Annotated in this window: 22 protein-coding genes; 7 read left to right on the plus strand and 15 right to left on the minus strand. The window is 64.8% G+C overall.

Translation table 11 applies throughout. From position 1 onward, the window contains the following. Positions 1-57 precede the first annotated feature (57 nt). From ACFC0O_RS14515 to ACFC0O_RS14570, 12 genes are all read right to left on the minus strand, one after another. A complete protein-coding gene (locus ACFC0O_RS14515; RefSeq protein WP_375957718.1) occupies positions 58-1281 on the minus strand; it encodes a TetR/AcrR family transcriptional regulator in 1224 nt (407 codons plus the stop codon). A 14-nt stretch (positions 1282-1295) separates the two neighbouring features. Continuing rightward, positions 1296-1988: a hypothetical protein gene (locus tag ACFC0O_RS14520; protein WP_375957721.1), complete on the minus strand. Its 693-nt coding sequence runs from the start codon at positions 1986-1988 to the stop codon at positions 1296-1298. A 10-nt stretch (positions 1989-1998) separates the two neighbouring features. Next, entirely contained in the window at positions 1999-3177 is a 1179-nt protein-coding gene (locus tag ACFC0O_RS14525) for an MCE family protein (protein WP_375957724.1), read from the minus strand. Next, positions 3174-4304, minus strand: a complete 1131-nt coding sequence (locus ACFC0O_RS14530; RefSeq protein ID WP_375957727.1) for an MCE family protein — start codon at positions 4302-4304, stop codon at positions 3174-3176. Before ACFC0O_RS14530 ends, ACFC0O_RS14525 begins: the two co-directional genes overlap by 4 nt. Next, positions 4301-5407, minus strand: a complete 1107-nt coding sequence (locus ACFC0O_RS14535) for an MCE family protein (protein WP_375957730.1) — start codon at positions 5405-5407, stop codon at positions 4301-4303. Before ACFC0O_RS14535 ends, ACFC0O_RS14530 begins: the two co-directional genes overlap by 4 nt. After that, positions 5407-6426: an MCE family protein gene (locus tag ACFC0O_RS14540; protein ID WP_375957733.1), complete on the minus strand. Its 1020-nt coding sequence runs from the start codon at positions 6424-6426 to the stop codon at positions 5407-5409. Before ACFC0O_RS14540 ends, ACFC0O_RS14535 begins: the two co-directional genes overlap by 1 nt. Then, a complete protein-coding gene (locus ACFC0O_RS14545; protein ID WP_375957736.1) occupies positions 6423-7445 on the minus strand; it encodes an MCE family protein in 1023 nt (340 codons plus the stop codon). The genes ACFC0O_RS14540 and ACFC0O_RS14545 overlap by 4 nt, the downstream gene beginning before the upstream one ends. After that, positions 7442-8839 (minus strand): MCE family protein, encoded by a 1398-nt coding sequence (locus tag ACFC0O_RS14550; RefSeq protein WP_364648236.1) that lies wholly within the window; start codon positions 8837-8839, stop codon positions 7442-7444. The genes ACFC0O_RS14545 and ACFC0O_RS14550 overlap by 4 nt, the downstream gene beginning before the upstream one ends. A 10-nt stretch (positions 8840-8849) precedes the next feature. Beyond that, on the minus strand, positions 8850-9713 hold the full coding sequence (locus tag ACFC0O_RS14555; RefSeq protein WP_375957739.1) for an ABC transporter permease: 864 nt from the start codon (positions 9711-9713) through the stop codon (positions 8850-8852). A gap of 1 nt (position 9714) precedes the next feature. Further along, the gene (locus tag ACFC0O_RS14560) at positions 9715-10533 is read right to left on the minus strand and encodes an MlaE family ABC transporter permease (RefSeq protein WP_375960720.1); all 819 of its coding nucleotides are present in this window, start codon (positions 10531-10533) and stop codon (positions 9715-9717) included. 273 nt (positions 10534-10806) lie between these two features. Then, positions 10807-10995, minus strand: a complete 189-nt coding sequence (locus ACFC0O_RS14565; protein ID WP_375957742.1) for a hypothetical protein — start codon at positions 10993-10995, stop codon at positions 10807-10809. After that, a complete protein-coding gene (locus tag ACFC0O_RS14570) occupies positions 10996-11220 on the minus strand; it encodes a hypothetical protein (RefSeq protein WP_364648245.1) in 225 nt (74 codons plus the stop codon). It abuts the gene before it with no gap. A 270-nt stretch (positions 11221-11490) separates the two neighbouring features. Between ACFC0O_RS14570 and ACFC0O_RS14575 the strand changes: the two genes are divergently transcribed. From ACFC0O_RS14575 to ACFC0O_RS14595, 5 genes are read left to right on the plus strand one after another with little or no spacing between them, the layout of a single operon-like run. Beyond that, positions 11491-11811, plus strand: coding sequence for a hypothetical protein (locus ACFC0O_RS14575; RefSeq protein ID WP_375957745.1), 321 nt, complete (start codon positions 11491-11493; stop codon positions 11809-11811). Between the two features lie 54 nt (positions 11812-11865). Next, the gene (locus tag ACFC0O_RS14580; protein ID WP_375957748.1) at positions 11866-12447 is read left to right on the plus strand and encodes an SRPBCC family protein; all 582 of its coding nucleotides are present in this window, start codon (positions 11866-11868) and stop codon (positions 12445-12447) included. Further along, entirely contained in the window at positions 12432-12905 is a 474-nt protein-coding gene (locus tag ACFC0O_RS14585; RefSeq protein WP_375957751.1) for an SRPBCC domain-containing protein, read from the plus strand. Before ACFC0O_RS14580 ends, ACFC0O_RS14585 begins: the two co-directional genes overlap by 16 nt. Positions 12906-12951: 46 nt before the next feature. Further along, positions 12952-13380 (plus strand): hypothetical protein, encoded by a 429-nt coding sequence (locus tag ACFC0O_RS14590; RefSeq protein WP_375957754.1) that lies wholly within the window; start codon positions 12952-12954, stop codon positions 13378-13380. A gap of 24 nt (positions 13381-13404) precedes the next feature. Continuing rightward, positions 13405-14289 (plus strand): LLM class flavin-dependent oxidoreductase, encoded by an 885-nt coding sequence (locus ACFC0O_RS14595; protein ID WP_375957757.1) that lies wholly within the window; start codon positions 13405-13407, stop codon positions 14287-14289. 134 nt (positions 14290-14423) lie between these two features. Here ACFC0O_RS14595 and ACFC0O_RS14600 read toward each other — a convergent pair whose 3' ends face one another. Beyond that, positions 14424-14759 carry a cupin domain-containing protein gene (locus tag ACFC0O_RS14600; protein ID WP_375957760.1) on the minus strand — a complete coding sequence of 112 codons (336 nt, stop codon included), beginning with the start codon at positions 14757-14759 and terminating at the stop codon, positions 14424-14426. 71 nt (positions 14760-14830) lie between these two features. On the opposite strand from ACFC0O_RS14600, the gene ACFC0O_RS14605 reads away from it, so the two are divergent. Next, positions 14831-15763 carry a GlxA family transcriptional regulator gene (locus ACFC0O_RS14605; RefSeq protein ID WP_375957763.1) on the plus strand — a complete coding sequence of 311 codons (933 nt, stop codon included), beginning with the start codon at positions 14831-14833 and terminating at the stop codon, positions 15761-15763. A 61-nt stretch (positions 15764-15824) separates the two neighbouring features. Here the strand turns inward: ACFC0O_RS14605 and ACFC0O_RS14610 are convergent, their stop codons facing one another. Next, positions 15825-18164 (minus strand): arylsulfatase, encoded by a 2340-nt coding sequence (locus ACFC0O_RS14610; RefSeq protein WP_375957766.1) that lies wholly within the window; start codon positions 18162-18164, stop codon positions 15825-15827. 268 nt (positions 18165-18432) lie between these two features. Here ACFC0O_RS14610 and ACFC0O_RS14615 point away from each other — a divergent pair, with 268 nt between their 5' ends. Beyond that, the gene (locus ACFC0O_RS14615; RefSeq protein ID WP_375957769.1) at positions 18433-18669 is read left to right on the plus strand and encodes a hypothetical protein; all 237 of its coding nucleotides are present in this window, start codon (positions 18433-18435) and stop codon (positions 18667-18669) included. Between the two features lie 35 nt (positions 18670-18704). Here the strand turns inward: ACFC0O_RS14615 and ACFC0O_RS14620 are convergent, their stop codons facing one another. Further along, positions 18705-19196: a carboxymuconolactone decarboxylase family protein gene (locus ACFC0O_RS14620; RefSeq protein WP_375957772.1), complete on the minus strand. Its 492-nt coding sequence runs from the start codon at positions 19194-19196 to the stop codon at positions 18705-18707. Positions 19197-19251 lie beyond the last annotated feature (55 nt).

A 19251-nucleotide genomic window follows, 5' to 3' on the forward strand; every position in this document is an offset into this window, starting at 1 on the left:
ACATATGTGTAGCAAATGGCACTTGACGGACGATATTCGTCAGCTCCGTTACGGAAGTCAGGGTAACTTATGCCATCGCGCGGGTGACTCCCAGAACAGCGCGATCTGCATGAGCCAGATGACCCAGCGCTGCGGGCACAGCTTCTCATCGTCGCCGTAGACGCGCCCGAAGTCGACCACCAATCCCAATGCGGCGTGCACCAGGATGTGCGCTTCGGCGGGGGAGAGTTCGGGTCGCGCGGCAATCAGCAGCGCCGCCCACTGGTCCACGATCAGACGGCGCACCGTGCGCACCGGGGTGCGTTCGTCGACCGGCAGGTGTCCGGACTCGGCGTAGTACACGTAGGCGAGTTCACGTTCGGTGAGCGCCTCCGAGGCGTAGTAGGTGACGATCTTCGACAATGCCTCCGCGGGACAGGAGGATTCGGCGATGGTCGGGCCGATGATCGCCACCATCCGATCGGTGACGCGGTGGAACGCGGTGGTGAGTAGATCGCCCTTACTGCGAAAATAGCGATACAGCGCCGACGCCGATTGCAGATCCGCCGCCAGCACAATGTCTTCCACGCTCACGTTGGCGTAGCCGCGCTCATAGAACAGGTGAATCGCCTGCCGCAGCATGAGCTCATGCTTGAGCGGGGACGCGACCTCGGTGCCCGGGCGATCCGAGATCGATTCCGGCTCGGGCAGATCCGTCTCGACTATCGCCCAGCACAGCGAATCCAGCAGTGCGGAAATCGATTTCGCCGACAGCCCTACCCGATGGTCGCCGATGCTGCTGACCGCGCTGAACATTGCGATGACGCGCACCCCGCATTCGCGCGCCGACAGCTCCGGGCGCACACCCGCGACCAGTTCCGACAGCATCGCCGTCGCCGTGGCGAACCGGTCGTCGAGGGTGGCGCGATCGGGCGGGTCCAGGTAGCGAGCTTCCCTGCGCGCCAACGCCACCGTCGGCCGATTGGCAATGGTTCCGGCGACAATGGCCTCGAGCGCGTGCCCGAGCCGCCGCTGGGGCGTCCACTGCTGCGCCTGCGGCGGCAGGGTCACCGCCGCCACCGTCACCTCGGCCAACCGGAACAATTCCGCGGCGAAGATCGCGTACTTGCTCGGGTAGTGCCGGTACAGCGCCGCAGACGTAATGCCCAGGCGCGCACCGATATCGGTGATGCTCACCTGGTGGTAGCCGAGCTCGGCGAACGCGGCGGCCGAGGTCGCCGCGATCTGGGCGCGCCGATCCTTGGGGCGGTGACGATGCACCCGCACCTCCTCGGAAGTCATTGCCCGGCTTCACATCACGACTGCGGCGGCTGAACCAGCGGCGAGTTCAGCTTGTTGACCAGCCAGCGATCACCCGAATGCTCGAGACGCATCACCATCGACAGCTGCCCCGGCGCGGGCTTGCCCTGGGTGCCCAGGCTGGTGATGGTCTGCCCGATCACCACGATGGCCTCGGCGGAATTCTGATCCCCGGTGCGGATGGCGCACTGCACCTCATTGGCCTTGGCGACCACCTGGCCCTGCGTGAGCACATCGCGCAGATCCTTGCTGGTGTTGTCGAATTGGGTCTTCCACTCGCCGGTGGCACCGGCGAGCACCGCGTTGAAGTACGCGTCCAGGTTCTTGGCGTCATAGGTGACCAGCACCGGAGCGTACTTGCACGCCGCCGCGCGAGCATCGGCCTGCGCGGCGAGCAGATCGCTGTCGTGCTGGCTGCGCTGGAAGAAGAACACGCTCGACCCGATGGACGCCGCCAGCGCCACCACCGCGGCGGCCCGTAGCGCGATGCGTCCCCGGGGACCCACCGCAGGCAGGGACAGTGCGCGCAGGCGCGACTTCGTCTCGCCCACCGGTTCTTTCGCGGGCTCCTCCGGATCGGCGGGCTTGGCGACCGACACGACCGCGCTCTCCTCCGATGTGGCCGATTCCGCGGGTGCCTGCGCAACGACCTCGTCGGGCTTGTCGTCCTCGATTTCCTTGCCGCTCATAAGTTTTCTCCTATCGACCAGTGACGGGTTGGGACAGTTCGTTACCGGTCACACCGGGTGGCGCGCTCGCGCCGTTGTCGGCGACATCGGGACGCGGCGCATTGGCCGAGCCGCGCACCTGCAACGCCGGATTGTTGGTAAGGCAGTAGTTGTAAAGCCTTGTACGCGTGTCGGTTTGGGCATTGGTCGGCACCACCGGGATGGTGTCGTACTCGCACCAAGGACGCGGCCACGGATCCACCAGCGTGTGATAGCTGCCATCGTGCGCCGGAATGCCCAGGGCTTCCGAACCCGCGCGGATGGCCGGGAACAGCGCCGCGATCGCGGGGGCCCGCAGTTTCGCGGCCTTGGTGATGGCCACGAAGTTGGTGACCAGGTTGGTGATGGGATCCTTTGTCTCGGAGACGAATCCGCCGATGGTGGCCAGCTGATCCGGTCCGGTTTGCAGTAGATGCCGGACCTCGGCATCGGCCGCGGTCAGCTGCTGGAACAGCGCGGTGCCCGCGGAGGTGATGGTGCCCAGGTCGGGTTGTGCGTGCGAGGTCGTCGCCCCGATGACGCTGAGATTCTCCAGCAGCTGTTTGGTCTGCGGGAGCAGATCATTGAGCCCGGACATGGCCCGGCTGATCCCGGAAACCATATTGCGCAACCGATCCGGTCCACCGGCGAGCGCCTTGTCGAGTTCGTCGACGATCACATTCAACCGGTCGGCGTTCATGCCGCCGATGAAATCGCTGAGGTTGGCCAGTACCGACTGAATCTGCACCGGTGTCTTGGTGCGGGTGCGATCCACCACCGCGCCATTGGAAAGGTAAGGGCCGGAATCGGAGTCGGGGCGGAAGTCCAGATACTGCTCACCGGCGGCGGACAGTCGGCCGACCGCGACGACACCGTCCGAGGGGATGTGTGCCGAGTCATCGATCTCGGCGACCGCGGCCACACCGTCGCCCGCTACCTTGATCTCATCGACCCGGCCCACCCGCAGTCCGCGGAAGGTGACGTCATTGCCCGAGAGCAGTCCGCCCGAGGTGGACAGCAGCACCGTCACCTTGTAGGTGTGCGGAATCGGATTGAACCGCAGCACATTCGAGCCGATATACCCGCAGCCCAGCACCAGCACCACGATCAATCCGACATTGGCGATGGCGATCCGGCTGCGCACCACCCATTGCCACAGGGGAGTATTCATCGCCCACCGTCCTCGGTGGCCGGGGCGGGCGCGGGCACCGGCTGCGGTGGACTCGTCAAACGACCGAACACCTTCTCCAGCACCTGGACGAAACTTCCGATGAACGCCGGTACGTCACTGAGTTCGGGCAGTCGGCTGCCACTGGGATCGGTGAGCGCGCCGATGCTCAGATACGACACGGTCGCCGCGATTGCCAGTGTCGGGCCTTTGAAACTGGCCATGAACGAGGGATACAGCTGATGCAGCCCGTCCAGCGTCGCGGTCAGATCGGTCGATTGCGCGAATCCGGACATCAACTGCTGAATGCTGTTGAACAGACTGACGAAATCCCCGCCGGTGGTATCGCTGAAATCGTGCAGTGCGGCCATGGTGGTCGACACCTTGGTCAGCAGGTCCACGATGCGCTGGTTGTTCTCGGTGAACAGTCCGATCAGGCCGGGGAAGGTGTCGGCGGCCTGGCCGAGTTCGGCCTTGCGGCTGGCGAGTTCACCGCCGAGCGTATTCAGCCCGGTCAGCACATTGTCGATATCCCCGGTGCGCTTGTTCAGCGCCTCGATGGTCGCGGTCATCTCGGTGAGCAGGTGCGCCAATTGTGGTCCGCGCCCGGCGAACATGGAGTTCAACTCGGTGGTGATCTTGGCGGCCTGGTTGATGCCGCCGCCGTTGATCAGCATCGACACCGACATCATCAGCTGTTCCACCGACGCGCCCGTGGCCGTGGAGTCGGTGCCGATGGTGTCGCCCGAATGCAGCAGCGGCCCGGCGTCCTGCGCGGACGGCAGCGTCATGGCGACGAACACATCTCCCAGCGGAGTGGCCTGGCGCAGTTCGACCGTGGTGCCCTTGGGCAGCTGAATGTCCTGGCGGATAAGCATTTCCACATCGGCGATGAAATTGGTCGTCTTGATATTGGTGACGACGCCGATATCGCTGCCGCCGATCTTCACGTGCGCGTGATCGGGCAGATTGAGCGCATCGCGGAACGCCGCGTGAATGGTGTAGCCGGGCGCGCCGATTCCGGGTTTGGGCATCGGCATGTTCTGCACCGTGACCGCACAGCCGGTACTCCCGGCCAGCGTGGCGGCGGTAATGGCCGCCGCCGCAAGGGATCTGGTTGGTCTGCTCATTTCATCTCCGTGATGCCCAGCAGGGCGGCGGTGAGCCCGAAGTCGGGGCCGAAGTCGGCGATCTTGCCGGTGCGGCAGCCGTCCATGCGCATCTGAATGCGCTCGCAGAAGGTGGACAGCGCCTCACTGTCGAGCACGATCTTGTCGAGCAGGCCGTGCAGGCGCAGCGCCTGATGTTCGCGGCTGGTGGCATTGGACAGGTTCTGGAACATGAGCGGGCCGACATCGACGATCTCGGTCAGCGAGCGGGCATTGGCTCGCATCTGCCCGGCGATATCGACGAATCGGGTCAGCGCGCCCGATAGTTGATCCTTGTTGTCCCCGACCAGGGCAGCGGTGTTGTTCAGGAAGTCATTGAGCTGGGTGAGCACCGATTGCAACCCGGGAGCCTGCTGCCCGAGCAGATCCACCAGCTGGGTGAGCGTCCCGCTGAAACTGCGGACCGTGTCATCGTTGGACGCGATGATCTGGGTGATGTCGTTGAGCTTGACGATGGTGTTGGCGATCTGGTCCTTATTGGCCAGGGTCACCTCGAACGCCGAGGACAGCGCATCCAATGTCTCGCGCAACTTGTCGCCATTGCCGTCCAGCAGCGGGAACAGCACCCGGCTGGCCATCGGCCCGGTCTCGTTATCGCCCTTGAGCGCGGCCCCGAGCTTGTCGAAGTTCTCCAGAATCCGATCGAGCTCGACCGGAACCCTGGTGCGCGGCAAGGGAATATGCGCATCGGCCGCCATGACAGGTCCGTCGCCGGTGTAGGCGGGGGTGAGCTCCACATGCCGATTGGTGATCAGCTGCGGATTCACCAGTGCGGCAAAGGCATCGGCGGGAATCTTGACCGTCGAGTCGACATTCATCACGACCTCGACGTAACTGCCACGCGGGGTGACAGATTCGACGCTCCCGATCGGAACACCCAGCACCGCGACCTCATTGCCCGCGTACAGGCCCGCGACGCTTTCGAAGTCGGCGCTGATGCGCATGCGCTTGCCCAGATACTCATTGGGAATCGCGGTCAAACTGTCCGGCAGCAGCCCACATCCGGCCGCCACGGTGGCCGCGCAGCACAGCGCGGCCAGCTTGGCGATAATTCGGCTCTTCATCACCTACACCCCTGAATGGCCTGGGCGAAGCACAACCAGTTGTCCGGGAACAGCCACGGCGCGTACACCTCGCCGTAGGGGCCATTGCCGAGCGCATTGTTGAACTGCCGCAGTGCGACCGGCATGATCTCGTAGAGCCGGTCGAGATTGTCCTTGTTCTTCTGCAGACCCTGGGACATGGTGTTCAGGTCCTGGATCAGCGGGCCGATCTGGTTGTTGTTCTCGAGGCCCATGTCCTGCAAGGTCTTGGACAGCGAGGCCACATTGTCGAGCAATTTGCGCAGCAGATCCTGGCGCTGCTGTACCGCGGTGCCGATGGCCTGGCCCTGGGTGAGCAGTAGCAGCACGCTGTTCTGATTGTCCGAGGCCAGCTGGGAGACCTTGTCCATACCCTTGAGCAGGCTGTCCACCGCGTCGCGGCGATCGTTGATCACCTTGGCCAGTGCGCCGATACTGTCCAGCGCCTGCACGGCCAGCTGCGGGGAGTCACCCATCTGCTGATTCACCGTATCCAGGGCCTGGCGCAGTTTGGCGGGGTCGATGCCCTCGATACGCTCGAACTGGTTCTTGTACTGCGGATCCTGGACCACCTTGCCGAGGTTGTACGGCACGGTGGTGCGATCGAGGTGAATGCGGTTGCCCGGCAGCCCTTTTCCATCGCCGGGTGTCAGCTCGACATGCAGTCGCCCCAGGATGGTGGAGAGTTTGATACCGGCCGTGGCATCCGCGCCCAGGCGCAGATCGTTGCGCACCTTCATCTCCACCAGCACCTTGCCGTTGTCCAGGCGGACCGAACTCACCTGCCCGACATCGATTCCCGAGATATCCACGGTCGCACCGGATTTGAGACCGGCGGCCTGGGCGAACTCGGCTTCGATGGTCTTATCGCCCAGCCGCGCCTGTTTGATCGCGGTCGAGCCGACCAGCAGCAGCACCACGGTCAGCGAGGCCAGTACGCCCACGCGCAGATAGCGATTGCGCCACGCACTGAAGAGCAGTTCACGTGCGGTGGTAATCATCGGCACACCTCCGACTGGGCGGGGCCGCCGACCTGGGAGAACAGGCCCGGGGGCAGGAGCACGCCCCACAGCGAGACATCCAGTCGGCAGATGTACGCGTTGGCGTACGCGCCGTAACTGGTGAAGGTGGACACCCGGTTCAGCATCGCCGGGAGCTCGACCGCCGCCTTGTCCAGCGACGCGCCATTGAGCAGCAGCAGTGCCACGCCCGCGGAGGCGTCGTTCTGCGCGCGCGCCAAACCGGGTTTGACCGCGCCGATGAGCGAGACGAGCGAGTCGGTCGCGGTGGCGACCTGATCGACCGAACTCTTGAGCGCCTCACCCTGGGCGTACAGACCCTGCATCAGGCTGCGCGCCTGGGTGATCAGCGTTTCGAGTTCGCTGCTGCGATTGGCCAATCCGGAGATCACGCTGCTCAGGTTGGTCAGCACATCGCCGAGGATCTGATCGCGCTGGCCGAAAGTGCCCGCCAGCTGTGCGGCCTGGGTGATCAGCGCGCTCATCGAAACGGTGTTGCCTTGCAGCGCCTGAATCAGGGTGTCCGAGAGCGAATTCACCTGATCCGGTTGCAGCACGCTGAACAGCGGTTCGAAGCCCGAGAGCATGGCCGAGACGTCGAAGGACGGTTCGGTCCGCTCGATGGGGATGGCGTCACCGGGGCGCATCGGCGATCCGGGGTCCTTGCCCGCGATCAGCGCGACGTACCGCTGTCCGATGAGATTCTGATAGCGCACAAGGGCTTTCGTCGTATCGGTGGGGTGCTGGTCGTCCTCGATGCGGAAGTCGACGCGTGCCCGGTAATCGTCGGTGAAATCGATCTTGTCCACCCGGCCCACGCGCACCCCGGCCATGCGGATGTCATCGCCGATCCGCAGACCCAGGACATCGGAGAACACGGCCGAATAGCTGTGTGTGCCACCGGCGACCGAGCGCTGTAGCGTCGACCAGATGGTGTAGGTCAGCACCACCGCGATAATCGCGAACAGGCTGAACCCGATCGTTGCCCTACCCGATTTCACTGCTGGTCACCACCTTTCGCGTACGCGACGTGCCCACCGGCCAGCACCGGTCCGAGCAGCAGCACCTGCGCCATATTCGGTTCGCCGCCCACCACCGCTGCCACCGCGTCCTTGCCGCGCAGCGCGGCCGGAGCGACGGTGCCGTCACCGGACGGGGTCGTCGACGCCGGTGCGGTGAGACCCGGAATCTGTGGCAGGCCGGGAATCTGGAGCGGCGGCAGCCCGGGAACACTGATCTGTCCCGGCGTCTGAGGTTGCGGTGCGGGTCCGGCCGAATTGAGATGCTGGGGCAACAGCTGGGACGGATAGTCCTGTGCCGGAGCAGAATCCGCGACGGTCGGGGTTCCGCAGCGCGGGCCGTACAGGTTCCCGTAGTGCGGGCAGTCCTTGGCCACGTACTGCTGGAATGGGGTCAGGCTCACATCCATCGTCCACACCATCTGCTTGTGCGGGCCGAAGCTGAAGGTCGGCTGTAGCCGTTGCAGGGCGGTATTGAGATTGGAGATCGCGTACGGGATGGCCTGCGGATCCTGGGCGAGGCTGCCGAACAGCTCGTTCAGTCCCGATACCAGGACCTTGCCCGAATCCGGGCTGGCCGCGAACAATTCGTTCACCGAATCGATGGCGGTGCCACCGTTGGTCAGCAGGGCGACCAGCGACGCGCGCTGTTCGGTGAGGGTTTTGGCGGTCGTCACCGATTGCGAGAGCACCTGCACCAATTGCGGTGCGGACTGGCTCACCGCGGTGGCGGCGCGACCGAGATTGCCCAGCAGATCGCCCATTTCGGGGAGACCGCGCACCTGGGTCATCCAATTGTCGAGCCGCTCGATGGTGGATCCGGGCACACGAGCGCTGGGATCCAGGGCCGCGGCCAGGGTGGCGAGCACCCGGCCCAGCTTCTCGGGCTGGATATTGGACAGCACGGTGCGCAGCACATTCAGGGTGCTCTGGAGCTGCACGGTGGCCGCGCTGGTGTCCTCGGCGATCGTCGCGCCCGCACGCAGGGTCTGCGTGGTGGGTGTGGTGTCGACCAGCTCGATGGCGGTGACGCCGAAGATATTGTTCGGGATCACGCGTGCGGTCACCGTCGCCGGAATCGTCTGGGCGATACCGGGTTTGAGCCACAGCGAGGCGCGCTGACTCGCACCTTTGGACACGATGTCGACGGTGTCGACCCGGCCCACGACCATGCCTCGGAACTTGACGTCGGCATTGGCGGGCAGGCCGTCGCCGGTGCTGGTCAAGGTCGCCACCACGGGCACCTTGTCCTCGAACCGGCCGTTGTAGCGCAGCGCGAGCAGGTAGAGCAGTACCGCGATGGCGGTGAGCAGGATCAGGCCGTAGAGGGAGAGTTGGCGGGCGGTGGGACCGCGACCGCTGGGGTCGAGCAGCATATCGAATCACCTACCCCGAGATCCGGAATCCGGGGTCGATGCCCCAGATCGCAAGTGTCAGCAGCAGATTCACCGACACCATGACAACGATGACCATCTTGATCGCGCGCCCGGCCGCGACCCCGACGCCTTCGGGGCCGCCGGTCGCGGTGTAGCCGTAGTAGCACTGGATGAAGGTCGAAATCAGCACGAAGACAACGACTTTGAACAGTGACCAGAACACGTCCGGGCCGAGCAGGAATTGGAAGAAGTAGTGGTCGTAGGTGCCCGCCGTGGTGCCGCCGAGGAACAGTACCGACAGCTTGGTGGCCAGATACGCCACCGCGAGACCGACGCTGTAGAGCGGGATGATGGTCAGCGTCGCCGCGATCATCCGGGTGGTCACCAGGTACGGAAGTGGCCGGATGGCAATGGATTCCAGCGCGTCGATCTCCTCGGAGATGCGCATGGCGCCGAGTTGCGCGGTGAACCGGCATCCGGCCTGAATGGCGACCGCCAGCGTCGCGATGACCGGCGCGAGTTCGCGGGTGGTGGCGAAGCCGGAGATCGCGCCGGTCAGCGGGCTCATGGTGAGCAGGTTCAACGCGGTGAAGGACTCCATACCGACTGTGACACCGGCGAATCCGCACAGCATGATCACCACGCCGATGGTGCCGCCGCCGACCACGAGCGAACCGTTGCCCCAGCCGACATCGGCGGTCAGGCGCAGTACTTCCTTGCGATAGTGCTTGAGCACGAACGGAACCGCGATGAACGCCTGGAAGAACGTGTACGCCTGATGACCCAGCCGTTGATTGGCCTGCACCGGCGCGGCGACCGCACTGCCGAGCACACGGACCGGTTTGAGTGCCGGGGGAGTGTAGCTGCTGCCCACCTCAGATCACCTTCGTCGGGAAGAGGGTGTTGTACAGCTGGGTGAGAATCACGTTGGTGGCGAACGTCATCAGCGCCGCGGTGACGACGGCCGAGTTGACCGCGTTGGCCACACCGCCGGGACCGCCCTTGGCGTGCAAGCCGATATCGCAGGCGATCACCGAGGTGAGCAGACCGAAGACGGCGGCTTTGACCAGCGCGATCACCAGATCATTGGCGACGGCGAAGGATGCGAACGAGGCGATGAACGAGCCCGGCGTACCGGATTGGGCGTAGACGTTGAACAGGTACGCGGTGGCGAATCCCACGAACACGATGAATCCGCACAGCAGCATGCTCACCAGCACCGCCGCGGCCAGGCGGGGCGCGACGAGCCGTCGCACCGGGTCCACGCCCATGACCATCATGGCGTCGATCTCCTCGCGAATGGTGCGCGAGCCCAGATCGGCGGCAATGGCCGAGCCGACCGCACCGGCCATCATGAGCGAGGTGACCAGTGGCGCGCCCTGGCGGATGATGCCGAGCCCGGCGACCGCGCCGATGAATGTGGTCGCGCCGACCTGATTCACCAACGCGCCCAATTGAATTGAGACCACGACCGCGATCGGCACCGCGACCAGCACGGTCGGAATCGCTGAAACGCTCGTCATGAACGAGCACTGCTTGATGAATTCGCGATACGGGAAGCGCCGCCGGAAAATCGATATGAGCAACTGCGCCAACGCATCTCGGCCCAGGCTCACCTGCCGGCCGAGGGTCTCCAGCGACTGCTGGGGGTGGCGGCGCCACAGCTCGGTGGCGCTGGCACTGAATTTCTCCAGTTCGCCCGGTTCCGGAGCGCGCTCGCGCGCCGGCGCTCTTTCCGAAGTGGCAGTCACGGGTCGCCGATCCTTTCTAGCCGCTCACCGCCGCCGGAATATGGGATCGATTCCCCAGCGCTGGGGCGGAGCGTGTGAAGTGTTGCACACCACAGTGGTGTGGGACAAGAATTATGTAACTGATCATTCTCGTCATGTTGGCTGACTGCTCCCGCGTCTGACAACGGGAGCAGGTCAGCACAAGTAATTGTTCATTCGTCCGATGAAATCGGAGGATCAGGCCGTGTCCGACAGTTGCCGCTCGAGCAGTACCAGGCCGAAGCCGAGAACCGCGACGCCTGCGGCGACGGTGCTCAGCACCGCGAGCCAGAGACCGAAGCGGAGTACGGGATTGACTTTCATGTGCCCACCGAGGATCTTGACGCCGATCACCAGGATGTCGATGAGCCAGACCAGAATCATCATCTACGTCATGCACACATTCGAGAAGGTGAGCACCGGCCAGCACACGATCGAACCCAGGAATGAGACGATCACGTCGATTCCGTGCATCTGCTTGAGATGTGAAGTGTGCGTGAGGGTCCAGATGAGACCCACCAGCCCGTAGGGGATTCCGAGAATGATGAGCGTGCCGAGAAACTCCGACACCTTCATCTCATAACTGAGTAGCCGATCCAGCCGCTTGAGCATCCGGATAATCCTTTCGCATACCTGCCCGTCGGCACGTGCGCGCTGGTCCTCTCGGCCGGCTGCGTCGTTGCCTCCCACACGCTCCACGCGGCATTGCGAAGAGCTGGCGCAGCGTATGTTACTCACAATTCACGCCGATGGAAGAACCTTTCGAGACAACATGCGCGAAGTTTTACCAGCAAGCCTGCCAGGCAGGTCGCCGGTTGACGTCGGGTTACGACGGCTCTAAGTTATGTTCCATTCACATCGAAGCAACTGGGAGGGGCGGATGTGAGCGGACAATGGCGTGCCGGTGACCTACTGCGTCGGCAGCTGGGCGATCGACGCTTCCTACTGCTGCTGCCCCGAGCGGTCGGCCTGCAGATACTGCATCCTGCCATCGCCGCGGCGCTACTGGAGCACGCGCCGAATCGCCTGTGGGCGCACAAGAAACGCGCGATCACCCAGATGATCTACATGGCCTGCGAGGACCGGGATATGCGCTCGGCGTCGACAAGGCACGAAGGAGTGTCGAATGAACGAGTGGACAGCATCGGAGCCGGGCCCTCGGCGACGCGCGGTGCGAACCCTCAGTCGCGTTCTGGGAATTGAGCTCACCGTGTTCGAATTCCTGGTACTACTCGGCACTTTCGGCTTCCTCGGCCTGTGCGCGAGAGCCACCTGGCTATTGACGATGAGTGCGGTGCGACCGCGCGGATCGACGGCGTGAACGCCATGTACACCGTGGAATTGGAACGCACGATCACCGCGCCGATCGGTGAGGTGTTCGATTGGCTCACCGATATCACCAACTATTCGGTGGTCTCGATTGTCCGGCGGGTCAACCTGATTCGGCCCGGAGATGTGCATTCGGCCGGAGCCGGTGCCGTGCGTGAGGTGCGGACCCGGCTGCTCACGCTCACCGAACAGATCATCGAATACCGCAGGCCGACACTGCTGCGCTACCGGATCATTCGATCGCGCCCGCGTCTGCGGCATGAGGACGGTTATCTGGCGTTCGACCAGACGCCCGCGGGCACTCGCGTGCGGTGGCATACGCGATTCGAGGTTGCGAGTCCGCTGGGCTCCGGGCCACTCACTGCCGCAATGGGTTTGGTGATCGCCACCGGGTTCCACATTGTGCTGCGTACCGCGGCCGACGAACTCGGTCGCCTGCCCGCACACCCTGGTCCAGACCATGACCAATACCGGCAAAGGAGCACGCTCGCACCATGGGATCCCTCGTAGTGACCAGGGTGGTGCCCGCCACCCCACAGGCGTTGTTCGACACCATCATCGAGCCCGCGAGCTGGGGTCACTGGTTCAGCATCCATCGCGAATTCATTCACGAACCGCCCGCGCGACTGAGTGAAGGGTCCACCCTGCGATCGAAGGTCGTCATTCTCGGTATGGACAATGAATTCGAGTGGACGGTCGAGGTGCTCGACGCCCCACATCGAATCGTGTTGCAGGGCAGCGGAAGCTCGGGGTTCCGGAGCGAGTTCACCTACTGGCTGCAGCCGTGCGACACGGGCACCCGGTTGACGATCGGCGGGGTCTTCACCAGCCCGTACATCACGACAGCACTCTCGCGCACGCTCGAACGGCACGGACAGTTGGAGTTGGTGCGCACGCTCGAACAATTGGCCGCACTGGTGGGGCCGGAGCGCGTTCAATGCGGCGAAAGTCGTTCGTACGAAGCGTGATCGCGGGCCGTGGCAAACCTCGGTCGACCTCTGCGATCATGGGCACGTGTCGATGTGGTTGACGTTGGTCAAGGTGGATCCGAGTGTGCTGGGACGGGCGCTCGAGAGCCCTGATGTGCTGCAATTACTGGTCGAGGACGCCGATTCCGACGAGGACATCGACGGATTTCGCCCGGACGCGGACCGCCACGAAGAGGACCTGGGCAGTCTCATTCACATCGCCGAAGGCCGTGCGGAGGTGGAGGAGGGCATCGCCGATTGGTTTGTGGCGTACCGCTATCTGGCCAAGGCCGTCGGATTCGGTCCGGACAGCGCGCTCGACTCCGATGATCATCTGTTCGTCTTGAACCCCGCCGACGTGCGGGAGGTGACCGCGGGCCTGACGACCGAAGGCTGGACTCGGTTTCTGGATCTCGGCCCGTTCTTCGTAGCCGCGGCACGCGAGGGCAAGTCCGTGCTCGGCTCGGTCAGCTAATGGACCGGCTGGCATGATCGCCGAGTGAACCTACGATTCGGTATTCAGTTGGCGCCCACCGTGACCGAGCTGCCGCAACTGCGCGCGATGGCCAAGGTGGCTGATCGGGAAGGCCTCGATCTGCTCGGCATCCAGGACCACCCGTACTCCGGCGGACTGGCCGACACATTCGCGGTGATCGCGACGATACTCGCGGAAACCGAACGGCTGCGGGTCTTTCCGGACGTGGCAAGCCTGCCGTTGCGCGGCCCCGCGATGCTCGGCAAGCAGGCCGCGACCCTGGATCTGCTCAGCGGCGGCCGCTTCGAACTCGCCCTGGGCGCGGGTGCGTTCTGGCCCGCGATCAGCGCCATGGGCGGTCCGACCCGATCCAATCCCGAAGCGCTGCAAGCCCTCGAGGAAGCGACGGAGATCATCCGCGCCATGTGGCAGCCGGGTGCCAAGGCGAAAGTGGACGGCACCCTCTACCGTGTGCACGGCGTCCAATCCGGCCCCGCGCCCGCCCACCCTGTCGGAATCTGGTTCGGCAGCGTCGGTCCCAAGGCCAATGCCCTGACCGGCCGCATCGCCGACGGCTGGGCCGCCCCCATCCCGCACTACCTGCCCTACGAGAAATGGCGAGCCACACAGGACATCATCTCGTCCGCGGCAACCGATGCCGGCCGCAACCCCGCTGACATCACCCGCATGGCCCAACTCGTCGGAACGATCACCGACACTCCCGGTCCGGTCACCCTGCGCGGTGAGGCCCCCATCCGCACCGACGCCGCGGGCTGGGCCCGCATCCTGGCGGACCTGGCTACCGACACCGGCTTCGACACCTTCGTCTACTGGCCCGAATCCGCCGAGGACACCCAACTCCGGCGCTGGATCGGCGACGTTATCCCCGCCACCCGAGCGCTTTTCTGAATACCGCTGCAGTGCAACGCAATCGAGCGGAGGTGCGGGTAAAGCCGCGCCATTGATGAGTGCGAAACACGCGGACTGAGCCCGTCCGGCGGAGGGCGAGCTCAGTCGATGTACGAGTGCGTCGGTACCGGTGGCTAGCCTTCGGGATAGAACAGGAACAGGGTGCAGCCGGTGGCGGTCGCGGGGACGTGCCAGGTACCGGCCGGTGCGTGCACGAAGGTGCCCGCGGGGTATTCGCGGGCGCCGTCGTCGAAGATGCCCGCGACCACGTAGACCTCCTCCGGTCCCGGCTCGTGGACGTCCCGGACCGGCCACGAGGTGCCGGGATCCATCTCCAGCACATGGGCGTGCGCACCGGACGGCCCGCGCCACAGCGAATGCAGCCGGATACCGGGAAAGAGTTCTCGGACAGGGGATTCGGTGACGGTCGCGGAGGTGTATCCGGCTTGCTCGAGGATTTCGGGGTGCATGCGCTCCACGGTGCCCGGTGGTGGCGGAGGCGGCGAGAGTCCCGTGCGACACCGTGGGGTACTTTTCTGCCATGCATCGTGTAGTCGCTCTGGTGCGGCCGGTGCAGTCGACCTTCGAGCTCGGCTGTGCGGTCGAGGTATTCGGTACCGAGCGGGCAGGTGTACCGCAGCACTACGCATTCGAGGTGTGCGCCGAGACGCCCGGTCCGGTGCCGACGACCGCGGGATACGCGATCTCGGTGGCACACGGTCTGGCAGCGCTCGCGACCGCGGATACGGTGCTCATCCCCGGCTGGTCGCCGGTGGACGCGCCGTTGTCGGGGGCGGTTCGCGACGCACTACTGCGGGCGCACGCACGTGGGGCGCGACTGGTGACGATCTGCTCCGGCGTCTTCGCCCTCGCCCGGACCGGCCTGCTCGACGGACGCTCCGCGACCACGCATTGGGCACGCGTCGAGCAGCTCGCGCGCGAGTTCCCCGATGTGCGTGTGGAATCCGGGGTGCTCTATGTGGACCACGGTGACGTCGCCACGAGCGCGGGAGCGGGTGCGGGCATCGATCTGTGCCTGCACCTGGTGCGTCGCGACCACGGTGCGGCATACGCGGCGTTGCTCGCCCGGCACATGGTCATGCCGCCGCATCGCGAGGGTGATGAGACCCACCAGGTATCGCCCGCACCCGTGGACTCACTGGCCGATCTGCTCGAGTGGGCGGGGGCGCGTCTGCACGACCCGTTGTCGGTCGGTGAGATGGCCTCGTTTCTCAGTGTCTCACCACGCACACTGGCCCGGCGCTTCGCGGATCAGCTGGGCACCAGTCCCGGCGAGTGGCTGCTGTCGCGGCGGGTGTCCGCCGCGCGCGCCCTGCTCGAGGAGACCGAACTCCCCGTGGAGGCGATCGCGACGCGAGTGGGCCTGAGCTCAGCGGTGAACCTGCGACGACGCTTCCGCGCACAGGTGGGCACGACGCCGGGCGCCTACCGCCGCGCATTCCGTTGCCCCTGAACCAGATCGCCGAGGTCGGCTTGGAAGGCGTTGCCCGGCATGCCGATCCGATCGTCCGCCGTCAGTCGCGCTGGAAGTTGGCTTTCAATTCGCGCTCGTAGTCGAGGGATACGTCGGTTCCGGCGGTGATGACGACGTCACCGACGGTGGCGCCGGTGAGCGTGAAAGGCGAGTCGTAGTCCGAGGAGACAGGCTGGCCACGGTCGCGACCGACGTTGGAGCCTTCGCCCGAGAGCGAGAAGTAGGCGGGTTGGACCTTGATCGTCGCCGAGCCGACGGTGTCGGCCTCGAGGTAGAGGGTCGCGGTTCCGGTCGGTGACGGCCCGTCGGTGCCTTCCTTGCGAAAGTCCATGCCCACCACTGTCTTTCCGATCGTCAGCGGACGGCAGGCGACGATCTTCTGTTCGAGTTCGCCGAGCCAGTTGTAGACGTAGTGCAGGGTGCCGCCCAGCAAATACAAAGCGTGGCCGCCGAACCGGCCCCCGCCGGCGAAGATCACGCCCTCGGCCTTCGGTGCGGTGACGTTCAACGTCGCGGTGATCGAGAATGAGCGGCCGACGATCGGGAAGGAGCGCTCCGGAACCTCCGAGCCACCCGGGAACAGCACCATGCGGCCGGTCTTGCTGGACACGCTGGGCTGTTCCATGCCGGCGAAATCGGCGACGGTGCGGTCCTCGAGTGGGTAGCCGTTGTAGAGCTCGGCTTCGTCTTCCCACAGCTGTTTCAATTCCGCCAGCAGTTCCGGCTTCTCGGCGGCGAGATCCTTCATCTGATTGCGATCGGTGTCGAGGTGGTAGAGACGCCATTCGTCCTGGTCGAAGTGTGACCAGCCACTCGGCGCCGGCGCGTGAACCGTATTGGCCTGCCACCCATCCCGCCAGATCGCGCGGGTTCCGAACATGGAGAAGAACTGGGTGTGCTTGGGCGTCGGTGCGGCATCGTCGCGCAGCACCGACGCCATGCTGACACCTTCGATCGGGCTCTGCGGTACCGAGTCGACGGACTCCGGTGGAGTGATGCCGATCAGGTCGTACAGGGTCGGCACCACGTCCATGGCGTGCAGATACTGGTGGCGGACCTCGCCACGGGCTCGGAGACCGCGCGGCCAGGAGATGACCATCGGGTCGGCGGTACCGCCTTCCCAGGCCGCGTTCGTCTTGTACATCTTGAACGGCGTATTGAACGCCATCGCCCAGCCGTTGGAGTAGTGCGGATGGGTGGATTCGGTGCCGAGCTGGTCGGCGACCTTCAGGTTCTCCTCGACATTCTCGGGAACGCCGTTGTACCAGCGGTTCTCGTTGACCGAACCCTCAGGACCGCCCTCGGCCGAGCTGCCGTTGTCGGAGACCGCGACGATGATGGTGTTCTCGAACTGCCCGGTCTGCTCGAGGTAGTCCAGCAATCGCCCGACCTGATCGTCGGTGTAGGAGGCGTAACCGGCGAACACCTCGGCCTGGCGGACGAACAGCTTCTGTTCGGCGTCGGAAAGCTCATCCCACGCCTTGACGATGTCGGATTCGGGCCACGGGGATCCGTCGGCGCTGGTCTCATCGCCGAGCGGGTTGATGTCGGGCAGTTCGACGTCTTCGGGCAGCAGGCCCAGTTGCTTCTGCTGGGCCAGCACGATGCGCCGGTATTGCTCATATCCCATATCGAACGTGCCGCGGTAGCGGTCCGACCATTCCTTGAACACATGGTGCGGTGCGTGGCAGGCGCCGGGGCAGAAGTACATCAGCCACGGCTTGCTCGGCGCGGTCGCGAGCGAATCGGAAATGAATTCGATCGCGTGGTCGGTCAGGTCCTTGGACAGGTGATAGCCCTCGGAAGGCTTTGCGGGGGCGTCGATCTGGTGATTGTCGTACCACAGATCCGGGTACCACTGATCGGTCAGACCGCCGAGAAATCCGTAGAAGCGGTCGAATCCCCGTCCGAGCGGCCAGGTCCGTTTGGACGCGCCCAGCGACATCTCCGTCGCCGGAGATAGATGCCATTTGCCGACGGCCATCGTGTTGTAGCCGTTCGCGCGCAGCACTTCGGAGATGAAGCCGTTCTCCTTGGGAATCACGCAGGAGGCGTTCGGGAATCCGTCCGCCATCTCACCGATCACGGTCATACCGTTGGACCCCGGTGTCCGGCCCGTCAGCAGTGCGGCCCGGGTCGGGGAACACAGTGCGGTGGTGTGGAACTGGGTGAACCGGATCCCGGTATCGGCCAGCCGTTTCATGTTCGGCATTTCGACCAACCCGCCGAACAGATCCCATGAGCCATATCCCATGTCGTCCCACACGATGTAGAGGACGTTCGGCGCACCCTCCGGGGCGCCCGGCTCCACGTACGGTGCCCAGTCCGGCGTCGAATTCCGGATATCGTGCGCGATCCTGCCTGCGAATTTCGGTGCCACGACTCTCCTTACACAACGGACTGCGACCGCTATGGGTGAATTTCCGGCTATCTCACTGACGGTAATCAAGGCGTGCCCCGGAGCCGACAATTCGCCCGCGGCGAGTCCCATCCCCGCGATCTGGGCTCGCCGCACGGCGTGACCTACCTCGAGTGCGGTTCCAACCCGGTCGCACCATCGATCGGGCGGGCGAATCGATCGACCACGACCGTAAGATTGGTGCCGAATACCAGGGCGTGGCAGTACGGGCGAACGACGGAGGCGAACTATGACCGACGAGGAGATCGTCGTCTCGTTTGCCCTGACTCGGCTGGACAACGTGAACGACGATCTCGATCTGGAAGACATTGCCGCCCTGGTAGTGCGGCGCCTGACCCCCGATCAGGTACTCGACCTTGCCACCCGCAACCTCGCTGTACGAAACGAGTTGCGGGGAGCTTTGTTCGAGTCAGCGGTGGAGCAGGTGCTCAGGATCGTACTGTCGGCCCGAGGGCCCGTCGACTGACGAGCCGACGGGATGGGGCGTCTCTCCGGTCTCGGTCACCATGCTGCAGGTGCTGGCTCAGGCAGTGGGGGCTCGTAGGAACCGCCCTGTTGGCGCACGATGACACCGAGCCGGTTGGCCGCGTTGATCTGGGCGACCAGGGCGACCAAGGCCGCGGTCTGGTCGTCGTCGTAGTGCTTGCGGATTTGGGCCCAGGTCTCGTCGGAGACGCCGGGGTGGGCGTCGGCGATGCGGGTTCCCTCCTCGGCCAGTGCGAGCGCGGCGCGCTCGGCGTCGGTGTAGACCGTCGCCTCGCGCCAGGTGGCGAGCAGATTGACGCGCACCGCGGGTTCTCCGGCGTGTGCGAGATCCTTGCTGTGCACGTCGGTGCAGTACGCGCAGCCGTTGATCTGGCTCACGCGCAGCATCACCAGATCCTGTGTGGCCTTGGGCAGCTCGGACTGGACGATCACCATGCTGGTATTGCCGAAACGCTTCGCGAACTTGGCGCCGAGATCGTTGGTGAACAGGTTGAAACGGGGTTCCATGACATCGTCCTTCGAAACGTGTTGTTGTGCTTGACGACCATGAGATGCCGACGGT

This window comes from Nocardia sp. NPDC056100, from assembly GCF_042266325.1.
Lineage (GTDB): Bacteria > Actinomycetota > Actinomycetes > Mycobacteriales > Mycobacteriaceae > Nocardia.

Coding starts and splice junctions, on each gene's coding strand:
- ACFC0O_RS14585 (WP_375957751.1), top strand. CDS start 12,432: ATGGGATCCCTCGTAGTGACCAGGGTGGTGCCCGCCACCCCACAGGCG.
- ACFC0O_RS14615 (WP_375957769.1), top strand. CDS start 18,433: ATGACCGACGAGGAGATCGTCGTCTCGTTTGCCCTGACTCGGCTGGAC.
- ACFC0O_RS14570 (WP_364648245.1), bottom strand. CDS start 11,220: ATGCTCAAGCGGCTGGATCGGCTACTCAGTTATGAGATGAAGGTGTCG.
- ACFC0O_RS14515 (WP_375957718.1), bottom strand. CDS start 1,281: ATGACTTCCGAGGAGGTGCGGGTGCATCGTCACCGCCCCAAGGATCGG.
- ACFC0O_RS14600 (WP_375957760.1), bottom strand. CDS start 14,759: ATGCACCCCGAAATCCTCGAGCAAGCCGGATACACCTCCGCGACCGTC.
- ACFC0O_RS14605 (WP_375957763.1), top strand. CDS start 14,831: ATGCATCGTGTAGTCGCTCTGGTGCGGCCGGTGCAGTCGACCTTCGAG.
- ACFC0O_RS14550 (WP_364648236.1), bottom strand. CDS start 8,839: ATGCTGCTCGACCCCAGCGGTCGCGGTCCCACCGCCCGCCAACTCTCC.
- ACFC0O_RS14535 (WP_375957730.1), bottom strand. CDS start 5,407: ATGAAGAGCCGAATTATCGCCAAGCTGGCCGCGCTGTGCTGCGCGGCC.
- ACFC0O_RS14525 (WP_375957724.1), bottom strand. CDS start 3,177: ATGAATACTCCCCTGTGGCAATGGGTGGTGCGCAGCCGGATCGCCATC.
- ACFC0O_RS14540 (WP_375957733.1), bottom strand. CDS start 6,426: ATGATTACCACCGCACGTGAACTGCTCTTCAGTGCGTGGCGCAATCGC.
- ACFC0O_RS14620 (WP_375957772.1), bottom strand. CDS start 19,196: ATGGAACCCCGTTTCAACCTGTTCACCAACGATCTCGGCGCCAAGTTC.
- ACFC0O_RS14520 (WP_375957721.1), bottom strand. CDS start 1,988: ATGAGCGGCAAGGAAATCGAGGACGACAAGCCCGACGAGGTCGTTGCG.
- ACFC0O_RS14530 (WP_375957727.1), bottom strand. CDS start 4,304: ATGAGCAGACCAACCAGATCCCTTGCGGCGGCGGCCATTACCGCCGCC.
- ACFC0O_RS14565 (WP_375957742.1), bottom strand. CDS start 10,995: ATGATGATTCTGGTCTGGCTCATCGACATCCTGGTGATCGGCGTCAAG.